Here is a 17,973-nt window from a genome sequence, read left to right as displayed (position 1 = left end):
CCCATTTTATCGGGTTTACCGTCCTTGCCCTTGGCGATCAGACGGGTATCTCTGCCAAACGTGGACGCGCCCGCTCGCACGATAATCGTGTAGGTGCCGGGAACTGGGAACGTGTGCTCGATCGTGGCCTCGCCGTTGGTGGCAAGCTGGTAGCCTTCTGCGGAGATACTGCCAGGGCCTTGGAGCAAACCCGCAGGAAACTTCTGGAGGCGCGGCTTGTCTTCGGCAGCGATAATGGCGGCTTGAGCGGTCTTGGCGGCGGCGCTCAGATACTTTTCCATCAGCAGCGGCGAGAGCGAGAGCACGTCCCCGATATTGTCGAAGCCATAGCCCACATCATCGTTGGGGAAGTCATCCGCAGGGCGCACATTGACCCCGAGCAAGTCCCGGATCGTGTTGTTGTACTCGGCGCGATTCAGGCGGCGCATGGTAACACGGCCAGGGTCGTTGATCTGGCAGTCCGCTTGTGAAAACAGGCTCTCCAGCGTGTTGCCCATGCGCTTGCGCTCCGCATCGGTGGGCTGGGGCATATCGGCGGGCGGCATTCGCTTCTCCAAAACCACCCCGCTCACCCGATCCCATGAGGTGCGGCTCTTGAGCACCGCCGCGAAGCTTTTTTCGCTGCTCAGATTGATCGCTCCGGAGCCATTGGGAGCCGTGTGGCAGCCCACACAGTATTTTTGGATCAGCGGCAAAACATCACGCTCAAAGTTCCCCGCAGGTTGGGTGGGTGCTACTTTTGTGCTGGCTGAGGCCGTTTTTTTCTGCGTGGTTTTTTTTTGGGGCAGAGCCGCCCCTGCCGTGAGAGCGGCAAGAGGTAGGCCAATAACGAGAAGGGTTGCGTATCGAAACATGGCTATCTTATAGATGGTTACCGAGAGAATCTGGTTCAGGTTCCTGGTTTATTTTAGGTTTATTTTTTTTCCGCCATAATAGAGAGTGTGCAGGAAAAGAAAAAGCAGGAGCTACTCCCTAGCCGTCTGGAGGTGCTCGATGGCCTCCGTGGGCTTGCTATCGCCTTAGTGGTGTTCTTTCATCTCTGGCAGAAGTCCTGGTGGAACCCACTCGAGCGCTTTGAGACACTGGGCCAGCTCGTGCCACGCGGCTACCTAGGAGTCGAGCTGTTTTTCTTTTTGAGTGGCTTCTGTCTCTACTGGCCTCTTGCCCGTAGGGAGGCTCTGCCCTCTTGGCAAACCTATTTTTCGCGGCGGGCAGGGAAGATCCTGCCATCTTATTGGCTCTGTTTGCTCGTCGCCTGGTTTGCTCTGCCTGATCCGATAGCCCACGCCGACCCGCACCTGCATCTCTTGGCGCATCTGAGTTTTTTGCACCCGTTTCTCTTGGAGACCTACGGCTCGATTCATGGAGTATTCTGGTCACTGGGCGTCGAGGTGCAGTTCTATGTGGTCTTCCCTCTGGTGGCGTGGCTCTTTCGCCGAAGCGCACTGATCGGGACACTGCTCTTGGTGGCGCTGGCCTGCCTCTACCGCCTCTGGGTGTTCCGTAGCTTTCAGCTGGAGACCGAAGGCCTAGCCTACACGGGACGGATGAACCAGCTCCCTGCGTTTCTGGATCTTTTCGGTGGGGGAATGGCGGCGGCGGTACTGGTGGCGCGGGTACAGAAGCGTGTCAAGCCGCATTTGGCGTGGGGAATTGTCTTGCTACTGGGGCTCGTGGCGTGCTGGTGGGTCTTTCACTCGTTCCAGGGCCTGCCCAACGGCCGCAACGGGCAGATGAACCACCAAGCGGCAGTCCGCTTGCCCTTTGCCCTAGCACTTCTGATCACGACCGTAGCAGGCTCGCTGACCCCGCTGAAGTGCCCGCTTCCGCTACGCTTTCTGGCGGCGATCTCCTACAACCTCTACCTCTGGCACACGCTGGTGGCAACACTCCTGCAAAGCGCGATGGGAATTACCGAGCCCTGGAAGGTCACCGATGAGAGCTTGCGGGTGCGCTTCACGCTGGTGAGCTGGCTGGTGTCGCTGGCACTCTCCACACTGATCACGTACGCCTTTGAGCTGCCGATCTTGCGACGAATGTCACGAAAGGCTAGGGGAGGAGAGTCTGCCAGTGGGGCCGAAGTACCTGCCCAAGTGACGGAATAAGAAGCCCAAGCAGAGCTAGAGTGCCCACGCCGAGCGCAAAGCCCAGGAGCATCTGCGGCATTCCGCTATTCCATAGGCGCTGTTGCAGCGTGGCAGGTTCAGGACGGGCCTCATGGCGCTCTAAGAGGGTCTTGGCCGCGCCAATCGCCTGCGTGAGCTGCGCCTCCGTGGCCGGGCGTGTCGTGAGATGCTCCTGGAGCCAGCCTCCAAACGAGCGCCAGAAAAATAGCGCCAAAATCCCCGAGAGAATATAGCCTGCCTCGCCCAGAAGTGGCCCCAGAACTCCTCCCAGACCCAGCAGAAACGAGCCCGCTAAGAGATTGGTGCCACAGCGCGGGTGCACACGCGGCATTCGTCTTACGGGATCCACCAGAAGCGGCACATGGCGCTCCAAGGCATGCACGACTTGGTGCTCCGCCGCATGAAAGCCTGCCAGGGGCGAGAGCCGAACCAGCCCGAGAAAGACCGCCAGTGTGATCACTGCCCTCAGCGCCAGCTCGACCGTCTCACGCCACACCAGTGGGAGCGGCAGGGCGGGCAAGTGGGGCTCTAAGAGACTCAAGACAATAATCAGGGAGAGCTGGGTAAAGAAAAAGCAAAAGCCCGTGAGCACCAGGGCCGCGCCACTAACACCAGCCGAGACTGTGCCCGTGGAAAGATGCACCCCCACCGGAGTCGCCATCCCACCTAGAGGAGGCAGGGCCAAAGGACGAAGCAGCTCGCGCACCAGATCACCATGCCCGACCATCCCGTAGTAGAGCCCACTGCCTTCTGCAACCGGCAAGGCATCCACTCCCTCTTCCTCAAGGGCCGCTTGTAGCTCCGTCACGCTCAGGAGCGGAGAGAGGGCACCTGTCGGAACTAAGACCGTGCTCTCGACTTGGGCTTCAAGCCAGTGACGGCGCTTAGGGCCAGTGGGGGCGCTGTGTAAGTAAGTGGCTAGGGACGCTTCGGTGACAAGCCCTATCAGAATCCCACCCGAGACCACCGGGACGCACCGGTAGGGAGAGACACGCACCCACTCTGCCGCTGCCCCGACCCGCTCGTAGGGAGAGATTCCAGGCAAGGGGCGAGCAAGCTCATGGACAAGAAGAGGATCGGGAGGTGAGGCGGGAGCAGTGGCAAAGGCAGACATGCTATGCTACACTTTACCACGCCTCCTCCCATGCCCCACCAAGCTATCCTTATGCCCAAACAAGACCCTCGTAGCTCGCCCGAGTACCGCCGTCTCGTCGCGCTTGCCGCCCGTGATGATGCCGAGCGCCAGAAGGGAATCCGTGTCACCAAGGTCGTGACGGGTGACCCAAGCCAGCGCCTTGCGGCTCTCACCTTCGATGACGGCCCCCACGGCTGGCGCACCCTAGATCTTCTGACGATTCTCAAGCGCCTCAACGTGAAGGCGACTTTCTTTGTGGTGGGGAAGATGGCCCTGCGCTACCCCGAGATCATTGAGCAGATGGTTCTAGATGGCCATGAGCTGGGTAACCACACCTACAACCACTACCGCTTGCCTAGGATCCCCTTGAGCCAGGTACCAGAAGAGCTCAACCGCACCCGCGATGTCCTGACCGGGATTGTTGGTGCGCCCACGCGGCTCTTTCGGCCTCCCGGCGGCGAGTACAACGATGCGATTCAGAAGATCATTGCCCAGGAAGGCTACACCAACATGCTCTGGACCGACGATCCCGCGGACTATAAACTAGGGCGCTCCAGCCAGAAGATTACCGAGCTGGTGATGCGCGATATCACGCCGGGGGGAATCATCCTGCTGCACAGTGGCCTCATTGCCACCATGAATGCGGTTCCCATCATGGTCAATCGCCTCCAGGCTCAGGGCTATCAGTTTGTCACCTGCTCGGAGTTAATCCAGCGCGGCAACGGCCTGCTCCATCTACAGAATATCCCCACCCGCATCAGCCGCACCGCCGCGACTTAGAGATACGGTTGTGGAGTGGCGAGGTGGTTCTGGACATAGTCTGTGACCGCCTCTTCCAGTGAGCGAAATGGGACATCGCAGCCCGCGTGACGTAGTTTCTCAATGGTCGCTTGAGTGTGGTACTGGTAGTTTCCCTGAAGCCGCTCGGGCATCTCAATATACTCAATGCGTGGCTCACGCCCCATTGCCGCAAAGACCGCGTTTGCCAGCGCGTTCCAGGGGCGGGCATTCCCTGTGCCGATATTAAAGATCCCGTTCTCTTCGGGGTGCTGTAAAAACCAGAAGAGCACCTCCACACAGTCTTTCACATAGACAAAGTCTCGTGTCTGACCGCCATCGGTGTAGTCTGTGTGGTAGCTCTTGAAGAGCCGGATCACACCCTCGCTCTGCACTTGCTGAAACGCCTTGTGCACCACGGAGCGCATGTCGTCTTTGTGGTACTCATTGGGGCCAAAGACATTAAAGAACTTAATCCCCACGATCTCCTCGGTGAGGCGCGTGCGGAGCGCATGGAGATCAAAGAGATGCTTCGAGTAGCCGTAGCGCGTGATGGGCCTCAGCCGAGGAACCAGCGCGTCGTCATCGGCGAAGCCTAGGTCACCATCGCCGTAGGTCTGGCCGCTGCTGGCATAGAGAAAACGCACCCCCCGCGCCGTTGCCCACTCCGCCAGGGTCTTGGTGTAGTGGAAGTTGTTCTCCATCAGGTAGTCCGCGTCGGCCTCCGTCGTCACCGAGCACGCCCCCAGATGCACCAGCGCATCGGGCTGGAAATCCAGCTCTCCGGCCTTGAGCTGCGCCAGAAAAGTGTCTTTGTGCAGGTAGTCTGTGTAGCGCAGTCCCAGCAGGTTGCGCCACTTCTCCGACGTGTTCAAGTTGTCCACGATCAAAATATCGTCAATGCCTGCCTGATTGAGCCGCCAGACCATGGCGCTTCCAATAAAGCCTGCCCCGCCCGTTACAATAACACGATTCACAGTGCGTAGTTTACCATCTACTTGCGCTACGCACGGAGGGTCTGTGCGGCAAGGCTCAGGCTCTCCAGCTTCTTTTGTGCGACATCCAGCGTGTTGATCGGGCGGTCCGAAAAAGTCCCAAAGCCACAGTCGGGGTTGAGGAAAATACTCTCTGCAGGCCGGTAGGAGAGCAGCTCCTGCACCCGTGCAACAAGCTGTTCCACAGGCTCGATCTCGCTGGTTCTAGGGTTGACCAGCCCCAGCCCGATTTCTTTGTCATCGGGGAGGGCGGCCAGCGGCGCAAAGCTTCCAGCACGCTCGGTGGCGTACTCCAGCACGAGCTGATTGACCTTCATCCGCGCAAAATAGGGCACCAGGGCATCGTACGGCCCGGCAAGAAGCACCGACTCGTCGCGGCTCCAGTTGCCCCGGCAGACATGTAGCCCCGTGCGGATGCCCTCGACGCCTTCGACAACCTGGTTGATTAGCTCCACGGCAAACTCCAGCTCGCTCTCCGGACTGGCTTTCTCGCTCAGTGCTGCGCACATAAAGCTATGTGTGGCGTGCGGCCCAGCAAACGCCACTTCGGAGAGCACTGGCTCGTCGAACTGCACAAAGTCCGCTCCTGCATCGCGCAAAGCGATGAGCTCCGCACGCAGCACCGCCACCACATCCGCCCCGAGGCTCTCTTTGGTGGGGTAGGTATCGGCGGAGAGGCGCTTGACCCACATCGAGCGCGAGAGCAAGTACGGCCCCGGCAGTGCCACTTTCACGGGCTTACCCGTATGAGACTTTGCCCACGCCAGCTCATCGCCTGCCAGCGTGGTTTTGCGAGAGAGCTTTCCCTCGACCACGGGGTTTTTAATCGCAAACGCGGGCACGTCCAGCGCCGCCAGAAGCCGCTCAAACGCCGCTTTATCCTCTACCCAGTCCAGCATCTCCGCAAGGCTCATCAGTCGCACGCCACCCAGTTTCGTGGCGATAAAGCTAAAAAAACTATCGCGCCCCTGCTCGCCCTCGGAGACAATGTCCACGCCTGCCGCTTCTTGCAGCGCAAGCACCTCAACCCGCGCCTGCTCAAGCACATCAGCATCGGGCACCCCACGTCGCAGTGATCTTCGTAGCGCCTCAGGCCGAGGGAACGACCCGACCACTGTCACGGGAAACAAAGGAAGGCTCATGCGGCGTTTGTAGCCTTGTCGGACTCTCTCCAAGCGCGCCCTAGAGCCATTGCTTCATCGTAAGCAGCAAGGTCATTTTTAAAGAGTGCGGCTCTGCGTTTCCACCAAGGCTGACTCGGTGATTCTTTCTGACTACTCAAACGCTCGACCGCCTCTTCTAGGCGAGAAATACGCTTTTCGATCTCGGCATCTTTACTCATGGCCATCGCTCCTTTACCTAAATTATATCGTCTTAACCTCAATTGTAAGTGGCACGGGCCGGGTAAGAGAGTTCGCGACGGGCGAGGTGTGGAGTGTCTCGGCCCAGAGCTTTTGGATCGTGGCGTCGTCGGAGTCGGACTGGACGTAGGCGGTGCCGGTGATCTCTTTAAAGCCCGCGTGGCCGTCGGTTTCCAGCCCCAGAAAGACATTGATGTTCTCGATGCTGGCTGAGAGCGCCACTTCCAGCTCGTCAATCGTGACTCCCGCGCGTGAGGCGCGTAGCTGGAGCCCCATCGCAAGACAGGCCGCCAAGGCGTTGAGCACATACTCCACCGCACTTGGAGCCGCGTCTTTTACGTCGAAGCTGGCCGGTTGCCCTACGTCCCAGCCGTGGTTTCGCGCATAGACTTTTACCGTGTTCTCGCTCGCCTGCCAGTGTGCACGGGCGCGCCAGCGGTAGTTTTTCGCCTGCTCGGCGGCGGCATCGGACTCGGCCTTGCTCTCGCCGCCACGCTGCACAAAGAAGCGATTCGTCCCTGTGCCAACCGACCAGCCCAGGTAGGGATTCTTGGTCATGCGACACCACGCCGGGAGATCCTCGCGCACGGAAATCTCCGTCGAGCGAATCTCCAGAACTCCCGACTGCGGCGTCTCCAGCATCGCCTTGCGGATAATCAGCAAGAGCCCCGAGCCACAGTCCAGGTTCCCACCGTCGCAGATATTGGCGACGGCGGGGATTTCAACAAGAGTGTCGCTCATCTAGTACGTCATGCTGGCAGCGCCCTGGGAGAGAAACTCGACGGCTTTTGCGCCACCGACGATCGTAGCACCAGGGATGAGGTTGTTCTCGTCGAGGCCGCGTTTTTTGAAGCACGGGGAGCAGACCCAGATAATCCCGCCTGCCTCGACAAAGCTGGCGATCAGCTCGCCGAGCGGCTTGAAGCCCTCTTCGTGAATGTCATCAGCGTAGCCTTTGACGGCAAGGCGTGCGCCCTCAATGGACAGAAAGACAACGGTCTCCTGCTCACTGGCGACCGAGGCATTGGCGACGACAAACCCGACCGTGGCGCGGTCGGTATCGTTCTTGGAGTTGGTGACGCTAATCAGAATCTTTGACATTTATTTAACTTTCTTTCTCAGATAGTAGTCCGGCGCAGTGGCTCGGAGCAGGGAGTGGCCGGTCATGTTGCACCAGGCCGGAATATCGTGGGGCGCACCGAGATCGGTGGCGCGTAGGTGGAGAACCTGGCCGGGCGCAAGCGGCAGCATCGCTTTTCGCAGGGCGATCATCAGGTCGCCGCAGCCCATCTCCTCAGTGTCGTTGAAGGCATCGGGGAGCAACTCGCCGGTGGTAGCGGCTTCTTTGGGCATCGGAGCCTCGCCGCCCTCGGGGCCGTAGAAGAAGACCCAGGTGGCGAAGTCGTCGGAAAAATCTTCGAAGCGGTGGACGACGCCCGCTGGGACAAAGAGCATCGCGCCGGGCGTAAATGCCGTGCGCGTCTCGCCGCTCAGGAAAAAGCCGGTGCCCGCGATCACGACATAGACTTCGTCGCGGCTGTGCGGTTGCTGAAGATCCTCCCCGACTGGCTTGTAGATCTCCACAGCAAGCGAGCCGTGCGCGAAGACTCCCAGAAAGAGCTCGCCGGATCTCGTAAGCTGTGCCTGCGCCTCAGAAGCATTCATGGGAACACTCTACCCGGCGCGATAGAATAAAAGCTATGCCAACCTATACCTACCGCTGCGATGGCGACTGTGAGACCTGCGGCGGGACGCAGGAGATCTTCCAGCGCATGTCCGATGCGCCCCTCACCCAGTGTGAGGAGTGCCAGAAGCCCATGCGCCGCATTGTCAGCCTACCGCTCCGCGCTGTGGTCAACAGCGGGAACCTCTCGGACAGTAATATCGAGGCCAAGGGCTTCACGAAGTACGTCCGCGCCGGAAAAGGCCGCTACGAAAAAGTGGCGGGCTCATCGGAAGCCCCCGCCACGCTCGATGGCAATAACACCTCGGACGGGTTGTAAAAAGCCCGCCCCCTAACCCCCCACCCAGAGGGTACCCGACGGGGGGACAATTAGGAATCCGATTCCTCTGATCCCCCCCGCTCTGCGGGGGATGGGGGGGAAGTTTTCACCAGCTCCCAGGCGATATGCGCAAGCTCGGGGGCGATGAGCTTTTCCCAGGCCAAGACGACGGCTTTGTGAGAGCCGGGCGTGGAGAAAACGGCCATGCCTTGGTAGACTCCCGCCACGGCACGCGAGAGCATCGCCGCTGCGCCCACTTGCTCCCAGGAGAGCATGCGAAAGATCTCCCCAAAGCCAGGGAGCGTTTTCTCTAGCTTCTGCGCCAGGGCATCGTAGGTCGTGTCGCGCTGTGAGATTCCTGTGCCACCGTTGAAAAGCAGCACCTGCACGCCTGCCACAATGGCCGCGTCCAGCGCTGTTGCCACTTGTGCAGGCTCGTCCTCGATGATTCGGTAGAAAGCCAGTACGTGCCCCGCTGCGGCGACCTCACGCCTTAGAAACTGCCCGTTGAGGTCGGTCTCTGTCGTGCGGGTATCGCTGACGGTCACCACTCCCAGGGGAATCGGGCCACGCCCGTTGGCTTTTTGCTGGTGTTCTTGATGGCTCATGGAAAGTTAGAGTACCCGAATCTGTCACTCGGGGGATGCTAGATCTGTGGTTTGGGGCTACCCTGGGCACATGAGACAGATGGGTGGAGTGGACATGATGACGCAGTCGGCGCTGACGAGTGTCTTGCAGGACGTGCGGGGCAGTGCGCTTTTCTACGAGAGTGCGGCGGGGCGCTACGGAAAAGCCTTTCCCTTTGCCGACATGGCCCGCACGGAGCGCCGTCACGAGCGCCTCATGCTGGGCTTGCTCAAGACCTACTCGGTCACCGAACCGAGCTCGGCAAAACCAATGGGGAAGCTACCTATTAGCCTCACGGAGACCCTACGGCTAAGTACCACATGGGAGCAAAATATGGTCAAGGAGTGCAGCCGCTATCTGGGCTTTGTCAAGCAGCAAGATATCAGCGATATCATCACCATTATCAAGATCACCTCGCGTGATCTCCACCTACCCCTTCTCCAAAAAAAGCTCGCTCCCCCCACTCCCACCTTGACGCCCGCTCAGGTGCGCAAGATACGAGATAAAGTCAACCACGGCAGGTAAGAGCGTCGCAGATGGCGAATAGCCCCGCATGAATGGATTTTTTGCATGGTGGAAAGCAACCCCGCTCTACATTCGGATCATGATCGCCCTGGTACTGGGAGCAATTGTTGGGACGGCATGGGGCGAGGGGGCGGCCAATCTTGAGGTTCCCGCCAAGCTGATCCTACGGATGCTGGGGGCGCTGGCTCCACCGCTGATCCTGATCGCCGTGATCCAGGCCCTGATGAAGACCGAGGTCAAGGGCAAGCTCGCCGCCAAGCTCGGGGGCTTGCTGGTGCTCAACACCGTGGTCGCGATTGTGATTGGGCTGGTTGTCGCCAATGTGGTTCAGCCAGGCAAGTACGGCAAGCTGGAGCTGCCCGCGCCCAAGGCCACGCTCTCATCGAAAGAGACCGATCCCCAGAAAAAGCTGATCCTAGAGACCATGGAGAAATCGGGCTGGAAAGCGCCTGAGGCCAAAAAAGAGGTTTGGGAGCAGTTTTTAGACAACGTCCCCAAGAGCCTTGCCGGGCCGCTGGTGGAGAACAATGTCATCGGGATTATCCTGCTGGCGCTGGCCTTTGGAACCACGCTTCGCGCCATGAAAGACCGCGCCGTCACCACCGTAATGCAGGCGGTGGACATCGCGATGGAGACGCTTGTCAGCATCCTGCACGGCATTATCCAGATCGTCCCTATTGGCATCTTTGGCATCGTGGCCTCGATCGTGGGCAAGCAGGGCTTTGCGCCGTTCGCCGCGCTGGGCTACTTTATTGTCGCCGTCCTGATCGCCTTGTTCTTGCAGGCGTGCTACTACCTCACCCGCGTTCGTTTCGGCTCCTGGGTGCGACCCGGTCAGCTGTTGCAAGGCTGCCGCGACGCGCTGGTGATGGCCTTCTCGACGGCCTCGTCCACCGCGACCATGCCGGTGACGTTCCAGTGTCTCTGGACCAAAGTCGGGCTGCGGGAGCGCTCGGCGAGCATGGGCTCGCTGGTTGGCTCGAACTTCAACAACGACGGCACGGCGCTCTACGAGGCAATGTCGGCGCTCTTTGTGGCGCAGCTACTGGGGCAGAACCTCACGCTCCAGCAGCAGCTTCTCATCGTCATTACGAGCATCGTGGCATCGGTGGGCGCGGCAGGAATCCCCGAGGCGGGCCTTGTCACCATGACCCTGGTCTTCACCGCCGTCGGGCTGGACGTCCGCTATATCGCCTTGCTCTTCACCGTGGACTGGTTCTTAGACCGCTGCCGCACCATGATCAACGTCATGGGCGACATGAACATCTCCTGCCTGCTGGATGGAAAAGAGCGCGAGGAATCCAGCGAGCGCCTCCCCGACATCCCCCTCGGCGACGAATCGTAGGCCGCCGGTTGAAACCGGCGTCTGCAATGGCGTCGTTCCTCCGCCGCAAAGCCCGTGCCGGGCTACCCAATCCCAGCCCGGCACGGGCTTTGCGGCATGCAGTGCCACTGTTGACGCCCCATTCCATGGGGCGGTCAGAGCCGCACGACCAGATCTAGCTTCTCGCTGTTTTTCTCGCGCTTCGCAACCCCGCCATCATCGGTGTGATCCTGCCCGATGCTGTAGAGAAGACAGCCCGCGCCGTCTTTGCGGTAGCGGAGCGGTTGCTTGTCTGGGGAGAATGGATCGGCGGGGAGCGTGGGAGAGTCGGGGAAGCTGCCCGTTTTTGCCTTCTCCTCAAGTAGCGCCAGCGCCGTTTCTCGCAAATGCCGGAGCGCCGCCGTATGAAGGTGGGTCTTGACCGCTGCCTCGGAGAAGACAGGTGTCAGAATCAGCACCATCAGGTTCTGAGGGATATTGAGCTTGTCTTTCTGCCACTCCCCAACGGTCGCGTCGAACCACTTGCCCAGTGCTTCGTAGTCGCCCGTCTGCTTGCACTTCCTGGCCTGAACAAACGCGCCACGCCAGAAAAGAAGAAGCTGTTTCTCCCAGTAGGGTGTCGCCACTGGTGCCACCAGCGCTAGGGTTCGGTTCGTATCCGGGGTTTCAGACTCATCACTAAAGCTCTGAACCCTTCCTTGGCGCATCTGCTTCATGGCAACGGTTGAGAGAATTACCTCACCGCCAAAGTAGAGCTCGGGATCAGGAGGTGCCCCAAATGCAGCAAGGGTCGCGTGGGCCTGTTGGCTGGGCCCGAAGCGTTTCAGAGTTGCGATATAGCCCTTGTCGGCAATCGCGTGAATGGCAACCGAGACCAACGCCGCGATCAGACAAGGAGTCTCACCTATCCGATTACCAAGCTGGGCAGCCTGCGCAATCGAAGTCCAGGCATGAGTAGCATCGGAAGCGAGGTATGCTTTTGCCGTAAGAATACGTGCAAACTGACGCAGAACCGCAAACTCAGGGAAGAGCAAATCTGGCCCCTGGCTCCAGTCATAGGCCATATCACAGTGTGGCAGTGCGCTCGCATCCTGGGCGAGGTGAATCAGTGTCGCGTAGCGCTGCTCACTATCCAGGAATGTTGCCCGAAGTGCCTCATCCTCAGGGGCCTTCAGAAGGTCCCCTGAAAGTTTTTCCCAGGCAATACGCTCTTTTTCAGGAAGCGCACGGTAGCGCTTGGTAAGCTCTTTGAGGAGCGGCCCTGCGTTCTGGGAGTCAGGAATAGGCGGATTTGGGCGCAGGTCTTCGGGCGTCAGCGGAATCCCCTCGCGGCGTGCGGCGGCGCGCTGTCTCTCCAGCAAGCTTGGGCCAGAGATGGAGAGTGTCAAGAGGCCTACCACAGGCGATGAGGCAAGCGCGAGGCCGCTCCACTTTAAAATACTGCGTCGTGTCGGGTTCATGGGGGGATAGACGTAAAATCAGCGCGGTTGGTTACGGCCTCTCCCAGAGATTTCTGGTTCGGGTCTTGAGCAATGCCATTGGGTTTTCGAGAAGCTCAGCGAGAGAGAGGTTAAAGAGATCACCGTCTTTCAATTCCAAAAAAAGCAAACCACTTTCTGATGATAGTTGCACCTCAGGAATGTCATCTTCATTTGGCTCACTTCCTGGTAAAACGAGATGTGCAGTGGGAGGCAATTCTTCTTCACTTAAAGGAAAAACCGTAGGGTCTTGTGCCTCGTCATGAATTTCAAATGTAGCAGGTGGATCGTCTTGTTCCAGCCCATCGAAGTTAAACGAGTGTAGAAGTAGAAACTGCTGTGGCGCAATTTGGAAAAAGTAGTGGATTCCCACATCGTCGTCTCCTGTATTGAAAGAGATGCAGTGGGTACTTGTGACTTTTAAGACACTGATGCGATTATTTTTTAGCTCTGCTTGGAGCTGGCGCAAGAAGGGGGCCTCGCGTAACTTTTGATGGGCATCTAGGAGCTGGCGCTGGTTGCTACGCGCCAAGCGAAAAAGAAAACTAAAGAGTCCCATGCCAATGGCAAGTGCCATTAAAGCTGTCATGCCCATCTGCCAGAGAATAGCACTCAGCAGAGGGCATCCTACTCCTACTGCGATAACCCAGGAAAAAGCCTGGCGCTGGTCTTTCCGTGCCTGCGCCGCCAAGCGCTCTGGCGAATAGGTGGCAAGAACTTCCTGACGTTCTGTACGCTCCTCGGGTGTGAGAGGCCGCTCGCAGCGCTCAATCGGCATGATTTGCCACTTCGATCAGATTGCCGTCGGGGTCGCGGAAGTAGAGCGAGAGAATCGGGCCGGTGGCTCCGGTACGGGCGACGGGGCCTTCGAGAATCTCGACGGCGCAGTGGTCTAAGTGTGAGGCGATCTCTGTCAGTGGCGTGTCGGTGAGAAAGCAGAGGTCGGCGGAGCCAGGGGTCGGGAGCGTGGCTTTGGGCTCTAGCTCCCGACCGGCTTGGTGCAGATTTATCTTCTGATCGCCAAAGCGCAAGGCCACTCGGCCAACGCCGAAGCTCTGCCGCTCCATCCCGAGCACGCGCTCATAAAACTCTAGGGTGCGCGGGATGTCGGCGACGGTCAGAACTAGGTGGTCGAGCCTTAGGCCAGCGACTTGCACAGGTTCGCCATCTCGATGGCAGCGACGGCGACCTCGGAGCCTTTATTGCCCGCCTTGGTGCCCGCGCGCTCAATGGCCTGCTCAATCGTGTCGCACGTTAAGACGCCGAAAGTCACGGGGGTATCGGTGGCGAGCATGGCTTGTGAGATGCCCTTGCTGGCCTCGGAGGCGATGTAGTCGTAGTGGTCGGTGGAGCCGCGAATCAGGCAGCCCAGACAGATCACCGCATCGTACTTGCCCGACGCGGCCATTTTTCGTGCGATCAGCGGGATCTCGAACGTCCCCGGCACACGCGCAATCGCCACTTTCTCCGGATCGCCGCCGTGCCGCCGGAACGCATCAAGCGCTCCTTCGAGCAGGCGCTCGGTGATAAACCCGTTCCAGCGGGAGATAACAATCCCAATCTTGAGCCCAGTCGCAACCAGACTCCCTTCAAAAACCTGAGGCATGCAGCTATTGTACCTAAAACTCGACACGCTTTCGATCATGTGCTAATTTATTAGCATTATGCTAAAAGATTAGCACTGATTATGCACTTTACCGAGAAACTCAGCCGCCGCGAGCGGCAGATCCTAGAGGAAACTAAAGCGATGTTGCTCTTCTTTATTGTTGCCAGCATGCCAGTTTTGGGAGCCGCGAAGCCCGTACCCAGAGGGTGTCCCTGACGAGCCTAAGCGAGCCGGCAGGCAAAAGGCGCGGGTACACTCTTGGCGTGATTACCTTTGACTACCATAGCCACAACGACCGCTGTGGCCATGCAATCGGGACGCTGGAGGACTATGTCCAGCAGGCAATAGTGCTCGGCCTGACCCACTTTGGGATGTCGGATCATGGCCCGGCTTACTGGCTGGAGGGCGACCATGCCCAGCCCGGCATCCAGATGGCGATCTCTGAGCTTCCAAACTATGTTGCCGAGGCCATGGCTCTTAAAGAGCGCTACGCCGATAGAATTGCGCTGGCCGTGGGGATTGAGGCGGACTTTATCGAAGGGCACGAGGAAAAACTTGCCGCCTGGCTGGCGGCGCATCCCTTTGACTATGTTTTAGGAAGCGTGCACTACGCCCTCGGCCATAGCGTCTTTAACCGGCGGCACTGGACGGCACAAAGGCCTGAGCGCATCTTTCGCGACTACTACCGCCAGGTGATTTTAGCGGCGAAGTCTGGGCTCTTTGACATTCTCTCGCACCTGACGGTCATAGATACCTACTCGCCCGGCATTCCCGAGAAGCTCGCCGCTGAGCTCTACCCACAAGTCGCGGCGGCGATTGCCGAGTCGGGCTGCATCGTCGAGCTCAATACGTCGTGCTACCGCAAGCAGCCTTTTTGGGATGCGCCGTACCCCAATCTACCGATGCTCACGGAGCTGATCAAGTGCGGTGTTCCTCTCACGTTTGGCTCGGACTGCCACGCACCCAGCGAGATCCACTTTGCCCGTTCAAAAGTCGAGATATTGCTGGAAGGATTAGCTATTTCTTTGGAAGCGCAACCAAATCGGGTAAAACGGAGTCACATTCAAACATTTCGCGCTCCCCCGCGTGGCGGGGGCTAGGGGGCAAGCTTTTTGGAGAATCTTCTTAACTTTCACTGGGTAAGTATGCCCAGCGCCTGGATTGGTCTGCTGACCCTGATCGCGCTGGAGATCGTGCTGGGGATAGACAATATCGTCTTTATCTCGATTCTCTCCGGCAAGCTCGTCCCAGAAAGACAAGCGGAGGGCCGTCGCAAGGGAATGGTGCTAGCGGTAATTCCGCGCATCTTGCTACTGCTCTTTATTCCCGTGGTGCTTCGGATGAAAGATCCTCTGTTTAGTCTGCCGTTTCAAGACCCACACTCGCATGCCGCGACCATTGGGATCTCTTTGCAAGACTTGGTGCTGATCATTGGCGGGATCTTCTTGCTGGCCAAGGCTTCCCACGAGCTGCACCATAAGCTAGAGGGCGACGATCATATCGAAGAAAACCCAGAGGAGCGCAAGAGTGGCAGCGGGACATTTGGGGCGGTGATGGTGCAGATCATGCTGCTCAATATCGTCTTCTCGCTCGACTCGATTGTTACGGCCATTGGGATGATCCCTCCCAGTCAGGTCACGGTGATGATCTTAGCGGTGCTGGTCTCGACGGGGATTATGGCGCTGACGGTCAATCCCGTGAGCCGCTTTGTGGAGAAGCACCCTGGCGTAAAGATTCTGGCGCTCTCCTTTCTCTTGCTGATTGGCTTTAACTTAGTGATTGAGGGCTTTCACTTTGAGATTCCCCAAGGCTATGTCTACTTCTCGATGGGCTTTTCGGTGTTTGTGCAGGTGCTCAATATCCGCGCCACTTCCGACAAGAAGAATAAAAGTGTGGAGCTAATCGAACCCAAGCTATAATAGAGACATGGAAAACCTGACACCTGCCCACTTTATCCTGCCGCTGACGGTGGCGATGCTGGTTTTTTTTGCGCTTTTTAGCTTCTATCGCCTCAAAGAAAACAACGTAAACTCAGAAAATGGAGAGACGCGTGGCCTGGCACAGGAGCCCATCGTTCGGCTGGACTACCTCTTGGCCGCGACGCTCTCCATGATATTTCTGTGCGTCTCTCTCTGGCGGCTGGACTTCCCGACCAAGGCGGTCTTCGATGAGTGCTACCACTCCCGAACCGGGATGCAGTATGTCTTAGGGCAAAACCCGATGGAGTGGACGCACCCTCCGCTGGCCAAGCTGATTATCGCGGTGGGGCTGCGGCTCTTCGGGGGAAACTTCAACCCACTGGAGGGGATCTACAGGCCCGACATGCTGTTTTCCCACGAGGCCGCGCTGGGCTGGCGCTTTGGCAGTGTGGTCTTTGGAGCCCTCTCGCTCTTTCTGCTCTACTTTTTGGCGCGTCAGCTCACGGGTAACCGGCTGGCGGCGCTGCTGGCGATGGGGATGCTGGCGCTGGACGGGGTCTTCTTCGTGCAGAGCCGGCTGGCGATGACCAATATCTACACAGTCTGTTTTATCTTGCTGGCGGCACTGACGGCATGGAACTATCGCGTCGGGGGAAAGACCCGCTGGATGCTGGCGCTGGGCCTCGCGCTGGGCCTTGCGGTTGCAACCCGCTGGACCACCCTCTACGCCGTGGGGCTCATCGCGCTCTGGCTGCTCTCATACGACCTGCCCCGCGCGGCAAAATCTCCGAAAGTTCTTGCACTGGCCGGGCTGGGGGTGACGCTTTTGGTGGGGCTTTTCGTCAAAGCGAGCCAGTTCTACAAGGCGGACACTAGCTTTCCCGACAAACAGCGCCTGATCTTAGAGAGCTTGGGGCAGTGGGCACTCGGAGCCGTGGTGATCTATCTCGTCGCTTACGCGATTTTGCAGGCGCTTGATCCCAAGAACAAGCTCATCGCACTGCCGGGTCTGTACTTGCTGGCCTTTATTGCCCTGCCGATCTGCCTCTACTTGCTTTCGTACCGGCCGTATATGCTCCAAGAGCCGAGGCATGACTTGTACAAAGTCTTCACCGAGCAGAAAGTGATGTGGGACTACCACGCCGGGATGAAAGAGACCCACCCGTGGAGCTCGCCGTGGTGGTCGTGGCCGCTGGTGCTGCGCCCGACTTGGTACGAGCGCGGTATCGTGGGGCCAGGCGATGGTAGAACCGTGGGGATTCTCTGTATCGGCAATGTCTTTGTCTGGTGGGCAAGCATCCCCGCACTCTGCATGGCGGTCTGGCGTGCCCAAAAAGAGCGCCACGCGGGCTTGGGCTTTGCTGCACTGCTGGGACTGGGACTCTGGCTGGCGTGGAGCATCCAGCCGCGCCCACTGGTCTTTCTCCACTACTTCTTTGAGGCGCTGCCCTTTGCCTGCATCGTGCTGGGCTACTTTGGCGCACGCCTCGTCACCAGCCGCGACGAAGACTCACGCTCGATTGCTCTTGGCTATGGGGCGCTCATTCTCTTCTGGTTTGGCTTCTTCTACCCGCTCCTCTCCGCCCTGCCCATTCCGCAGTTTTACCTTCAGATGCACCTCTGGCTAGGGAAGCTCTGGAGCTAGCCTAGAAAATTTGGAGCCGGGCTTCATCACGGGGGTGGCGAATATCACGCGGCGGGGCTTGTGTGGCTTGCTCGAAGAAGGCTTGGGCCTCTCGGGGCTTGCCTTCCCGATGCGCGATCCAGGCCATCTCCGCCAGTGTCGAGCCGAGCTGCGCCCCGATCCGGTAGCGGCGAAACTCCACTAGCGCTGCCTGAACACTGGCCCAAGCGGCAGCGAAGTCTTTCTGGCTTGCCAGCACGATCGCCCGGCTACGCTCGATAAAGGCGGGAAGCACATGGATCATGTTATCGTGGCAGAGGCGGAGCGCCTCGGTATAGTGGGCAAGGGCAGCGGTGGGTTGGCCTGTGTGGCGGGCGAGCTCTCCTAAAAGGTAGCGCACATTGGCCTGTCCCATCTCATCGGGCATCTGACCCAGCGCCTCGTGGACGATGGGCTCCGCCTCAGAGTAGCGC

The 17,973-nt window shown here is 59.0% G+C and carries 21 protein-coding genes and 1 pseudogene; 8 read left to right on the top strand and 14 right to left on the bottom strand.

Annotated features, from left to right (window positions below; translation table 11 throughout):
• Nucleotides 1-854: DUF1587 domain-containing protein (locus tag AC1XOS_RS08700; RefSeq protein ID WP_481961825.1), on the bottom strand; the 854-nt coding region annotated here is incomplete at its 3' end.
• Nucleotides 855-941: 87 nt separating this feature from the next.
• On the opposite strand from AC1XOS_RS08700, the gene AC1XOS_RS08695 reads away from it, so the two are divergent.
• Nucleotides 942-2,105, top strand: a complete 1,164-nt coding sequence (locus tag AC1XOS_RS08695) for an acyltransferase family protein (protein WP_481961824.1) — start codon at nt 942-944, stop codon at nt 2,103-2,105.
• Here AC1XOS_RS08695 and AC1XOS_RS08690 read toward each other — a convergent pair.
• Nucleotides 2,050-3,240, bottom strand: coding sequence for a CBS domain-containing protein (locus AC1XOS_RS08690; RefSeq protein WP_481961823.1), 1,191 nt, complete (start codon nt 3,238-3,240; stop codon nt 2,050-2,052). The two genes, AC1XOS_RS08695 and AC1XOS_RS08690, sit on opposite strands and share 56 nt — an antisense overlap.
• A 51-nt stretch (nt 3,241-3,291) precedes the next feature.
• Here AC1XOS_RS08690 and AC1XOS_RS08685 point away from each other — a divergent pair, with 51 nt between their 5' ends.
• Nucleotides 3,292-4,041 carry a polysaccharide deacetylase family protein gene (locus AC1XOS_RS08685; RefSeq protein WP_481961822.1) on the top strand — a complete coding sequence of 250 codons (750 nt, stop codon included), beginning with the start codon at nt 3,292-3,294 and terminating at the stop codon, nt 4,039-4,041.
• Here the strand turns inward: AC1XOS_RS08685 and rfaD are convergent.
• From rfaD to AC1XOS_RS08655, 6 genes are read right to left on the bottom strand one after another with little or no spacing between them, the layout of a single operon-like run.
• Nucleotides 4,038-5,015, bottom strand: coding sequence for an ADP-glyceromanno-heptose 6-epimerase (rfaD, locus tag AC1XOS_RS08680; RefSeq protein WP_481961821.1), 978 nt, complete (start codon nt 5,013-5,015; stop codon nt 4,038-4,040). The genes AC1XOS_RS08685 and rfaD overlap by 4 nt on opposite strands.
• Nucleotides 5,016-5,041: 26 nt before the next feature.
• Nucleotides 5,042-6,175, bottom strand: a complete 1,134-nt coding sequence (locus AC1XOS_RS08675; RefSeq protein WP_481961820.1) for a vitamin-B12 independent methionine synthase — start codon at nt 6,173-6,175, stop codon at nt 5,042-5,044.
• Complete coding sequence (locus AC1XOS_RS08670) at nt 6,172-6,375, bottom strand: hypothetical protein (protein ID WP_481961819.1); 204 nt, start codon at nt 6,373-6,375, stop codon at nt 6,172-6,174. The genes AC1XOS_RS08675 and AC1XOS_RS08670 overlap by 4 nt, the downstream gene beginning before the upstream one ends.
• A 22-nt stretch (nt 6,376-6,397) precedes the next feature.
• Entirely contained in the window at nt 6,398-7,135 is a 738-nt protein-coding gene (locus tag AC1XOS_RS08665) for an OsmC family protein (RefSeq protein ID WP_481961818.1), read from the bottom strand.
• Nucleotides 7,136-7,495, bottom strand: coding sequence for a DsrE family protein (locus AC1XOS_RS08660; RefSeq protein ID WP_481961817.1), 360 nt, complete (start codon nt 7,493-7,495; stop codon nt 7,136-7,138).
• The gene (locus AC1XOS_RS08655; protein WP_481961816.1) at nt 7,496-8,059 is read right to left on the bottom strand and encodes a sulfurtransferase TusA family protein; all 564 of its coding nucleotides are present in this window, start codon (nt 8,057-8,059) and stop codon (nt 7,496-7,498) included.
• Between the two features lie 35 nt (nt 8,060-8,094).
• Here AC1XOS_RS08655 and AC1XOS_RS08650 point away from each other — a divergent pair, with 35 nt between their 5' ends.
• Entirely contained in the window at nt 8,095-8,397 is a 303-nt protein-coding gene (locus tag AC1XOS_RS08650; RefSeq protein ID WP_481961815.1) for an FmdB family zinc ribbon protein, read from the top strand.
• Between the two features lie 50 nt (nt 8,398-8,447).
• Here the strand turns inward: AC1XOS_RS08650 and AC1XOS_RS08645 are convergent, their stop codons facing one another.
• Nucleotides 8,448-9,005, bottom strand: a complete 558-nt coding sequence (locus AC1XOS_RS08645) for a MogA/MoaB family molybdenum cofactor biosynthesis protein (protein WP_481961814.1) — start codon at nt 9,003-9,005, stop codon at nt 8,448-8,450.
• A gap of 70 nt (nt 9,006-9,075) precedes the next feature.
• Here AC1XOS_RS08645 and AC1XOS_RS08640 point away from each other — a divergent pair, with 70 nt between their 5' ends.
• Nucleotides 9,076-9,549 (top strand): ferritin family protein, encoded by a 474-nt coding sequence (locus AC1XOS_RS08640; RefSeq protein WP_481961813.1) that lies wholly within the window; start codon nt 9,076-9,078, stop codon nt 9,547-9,549.
• A 28-nt stretch (nt 9,550-9,577) separates the two neighbouring features.
• On the top strand, nt 9,578-10,894 hold the full coding sequence (locus AC1XOS_RS08635) for a dicarboxylate/amino acid:cation symporter (protein ID WP_481961812.1): 1,317 nt from the start codon (nt 9,578-9,580) through the stop codon (nt 10,892-10,894).
• Nucleotides 10,895-11,028: 134 nt separating this feature from the next.
• Here AC1XOS_RS08635 and AC1XOS_RS08630 read toward each other — a convergent pair whose 3' ends face one another.
• The 4 genes from AC1XOS_RS08630 to ribH form a co-directional block, all read right to left on the bottom strand.
• Nucleotides 11,029-12,333 carry a hypothetical protein gene (locus AC1XOS_RS08630; RefSeq protein ID WP_481961811.1) on the bottom strand — a complete coding sequence of 435 codons (1,305 nt, stop codon included), beginning with the start codon at nt 12,331-12,333 and terminating at the stop codon, nt 11,029-11,031.
• A 31-nt stretch (nt 12,334-12,364) separates the two neighbouring features.
• Complete coding sequence (locus AC1XOS_RS08625; protein ID WP_481961810.1) at nt 12,365-12,946, bottom strand: hypothetical protein; 582 nt, start codon at nt 12,944-12,946, stop codon at nt 12,365-12,367.
• Nucleotides 12,947-13,118: 172 nt separating this feature from the next.
• Complete coding sequence (locus AC1XOS_RS08620) at nt 13,119-13,508, bottom strand: VOC family protein (protein ID WP_481961809.1); 390 nt, start codon at nt 13,506-13,508, stop codon at nt 13,119-13,121.
• Nucleotides 13,490-13,957 carry a 6,7-dimethyl-8-ribityllumazine synthase gene (gene ribH, locus AC1XOS_RS08615; RefSeq protein WP_309719303.1) on the bottom strand — a complete coding sequence of 156 codons (468 nt, stop codon included), beginning with the start codon at nt 13,955-13,957 and terminating at the stop codon, nt 13,490-13,492. The genes AC1XOS_RS08620 and ribH overlap by 19 nt, the downstream gene beginning before the upstream one ends.
• A gap of 263 nt (nt 13,958-14,220) precedes the next feature.
• Between ribH and AC1XOS_RS08610 the strand changes: the two genes are divergently transcribed.
• Genes AC1XOS_RS08610 through AC1XOS_RS08600 form a run of 3 tightly spaced genes read left to right on the top strand, consistent with a single transcriptional unit; the run spans nt 14,221 to nt 17,521 of the window.
• A complete protein-coding gene (locus tag AC1XOS_RS08610; protein ID WP_481961808.1) occupies nt 14,221-15,057 on the top strand; it encodes a histidinol-phosphatase in 837 nt (278 codons plus the stop codon).
• A 45-nt stretch (nt 15,058-15,102) separates the two neighbouring features.
• On the top strand, nt 15,103-15,876 hold the full coding sequence (locus AC1XOS_RS08605) for a TerC family protein (RefSeq protein WP_481961807.1): 774 nt from the start codon (nt 15,103-15,105) through the stop codon (nt 15,874-15,876).
• Nucleotides 15,877-15,883: 7 nt separating this feature from the next.
• Entirely contained in the window at nt 15,884-17,521 is a 1,638-nt protein-coding gene (locus AC1XOS_RS08600) for a phospholipid carrier-dependent glycosyltransferase (protein WP_481961806.1), read from the top strand.
• A gap of 1 nt (nt 17,522) precedes the next feature.
• Here the strand turns inward: AC1XOS_RS08600 and AC1XOS_RS08595 are convergent.
• A pseudogene (locus AC1XOS_RS08595) lies at nt 17,523-17,973 on the bottom strand (hypothetical protein); the annotation flags it as partial.

The sequence above is a fragment of the Armatimonas sp. genome, from assembly GCF_964826245.1.
Note: the sequence above shows the minus strand (reverse complement) of the source record. Positions and strands in the feature narration are given on the sequence as shown.

Bases quoted from the DNA above. Each gene is read 5' to 3' on its own strand.
- AC1XOS_RS08690 (WP_481961823.1), bottom strand. From the start codon at position 3,240: ATGTCTGCCTTTGCCACTGCTCCCGCCTCACCTCCCGATCCTCTTCTT.
- AC1XOS_RS08685 (WP_481961822.1), top strand. From the start codon at position 3,292: ATGCCCAAACAAGACCCTCGTAGCTCGCCCGAGTACCGCCGTCTCGTC.
- AC1XOS_RS08675 (WP_481961820.1), bottom strand. From the start codon at position 6,175: ATGAGCCTTCCTTTGTTTCCCGTGACAGTGGTCGGGTCGTTCCCTCGG.
- AC1XOS_RS08670 (WP_481961819.1), bottom strand. From the start codon at position 6,375: ATGAGTAAAGATGCCGAGATCGAAAAGCGTATTTCTCGCCTAGAAGAG.
- AC1XOS_RS08665 (WP_481961818.1), bottom strand. From the start codon at position 7,135: ATGAGCGACACTCTTGTTGAAATCCCCGCCGTCGCCAATATCTGCGAC.
- AC1XOS_RS08660 (WP_481961817.1), bottom strand. From the start codon at position 7,495: ATGTCAAAGATTCTGATTAGCGTCACCAACTCCAAGAACGATACCGAC.
- AC1XOS_RS08655 (WP_481961816.1), bottom strand. From the start codon at position 8,059: ATGAATGCTTCTGAGGCGCAGGCACAGCTTACGAGATCCGGCGAGCTC.
- AC1XOS_RS08650 (WP_481961815.1), top strand. From the start codon at position 8,095: ATGCCAACCTATACCTACCGCTGCGATGGCGACTGTGAGACCTGCGGC.
- AC1XOS_RS08645 (WP_481961814.1), bottom strand. From the start codon at position 9,005: ATGAGCCATCAAGAACACCAGCAAAAAGCCAACGGGCGTGGCCCGATT.
- AC1XOS_RS08640 (WP_481961813.1), top strand. From the start codon at position 9,076: ATGAGACAGATGGGTGGAGTGGACATGATGACGCAGTCGGCGCTGACG.
- AC1XOS_RS08635 (WP_481961812.1), top strand. From the start codon at position 9,578: ATGAATGGATTTTTTGCATGGTGGAAAGCAACCCCGCTCTACATTCGG.
- AC1XOS_RS08630 (WP_481961811.1), bottom strand. From the start codon at position 12,333: ATGAACCCGACACGACGCAGTATTTTAAAGTGGAGCGGCCTCGCGCTT.
- AC1XOS_RS08625 (WP_481961810.1), bottom strand. From the start codon at position 12,946: ATGGGCATGACAGCTTTAATGGCACTTGCCATTGGCATGGGACTCTTT.
- ribH (WP_309719303.1), bottom strand. From the start codon at position 13,957: ATGCCTCAGGTTTTTGAAGGGAGTCTGGTTGCGACTGGGCTCAAGATT.
- AC1XOS_RS08605 (WP_481961807.1), top strand. From the start codon at position 15,103: ATGCCCAGCGCCTGGATTGGTCTGCTGACCCTGATCGCGCTGGAGATC.
- AC1XOS_RS08600 (WP_481961806.1), top strand. From the start codon at position 15,884: ATGGAAAACCTGACACCTGCCCACTTTATCCTGCCGCTGACGGTGGCG.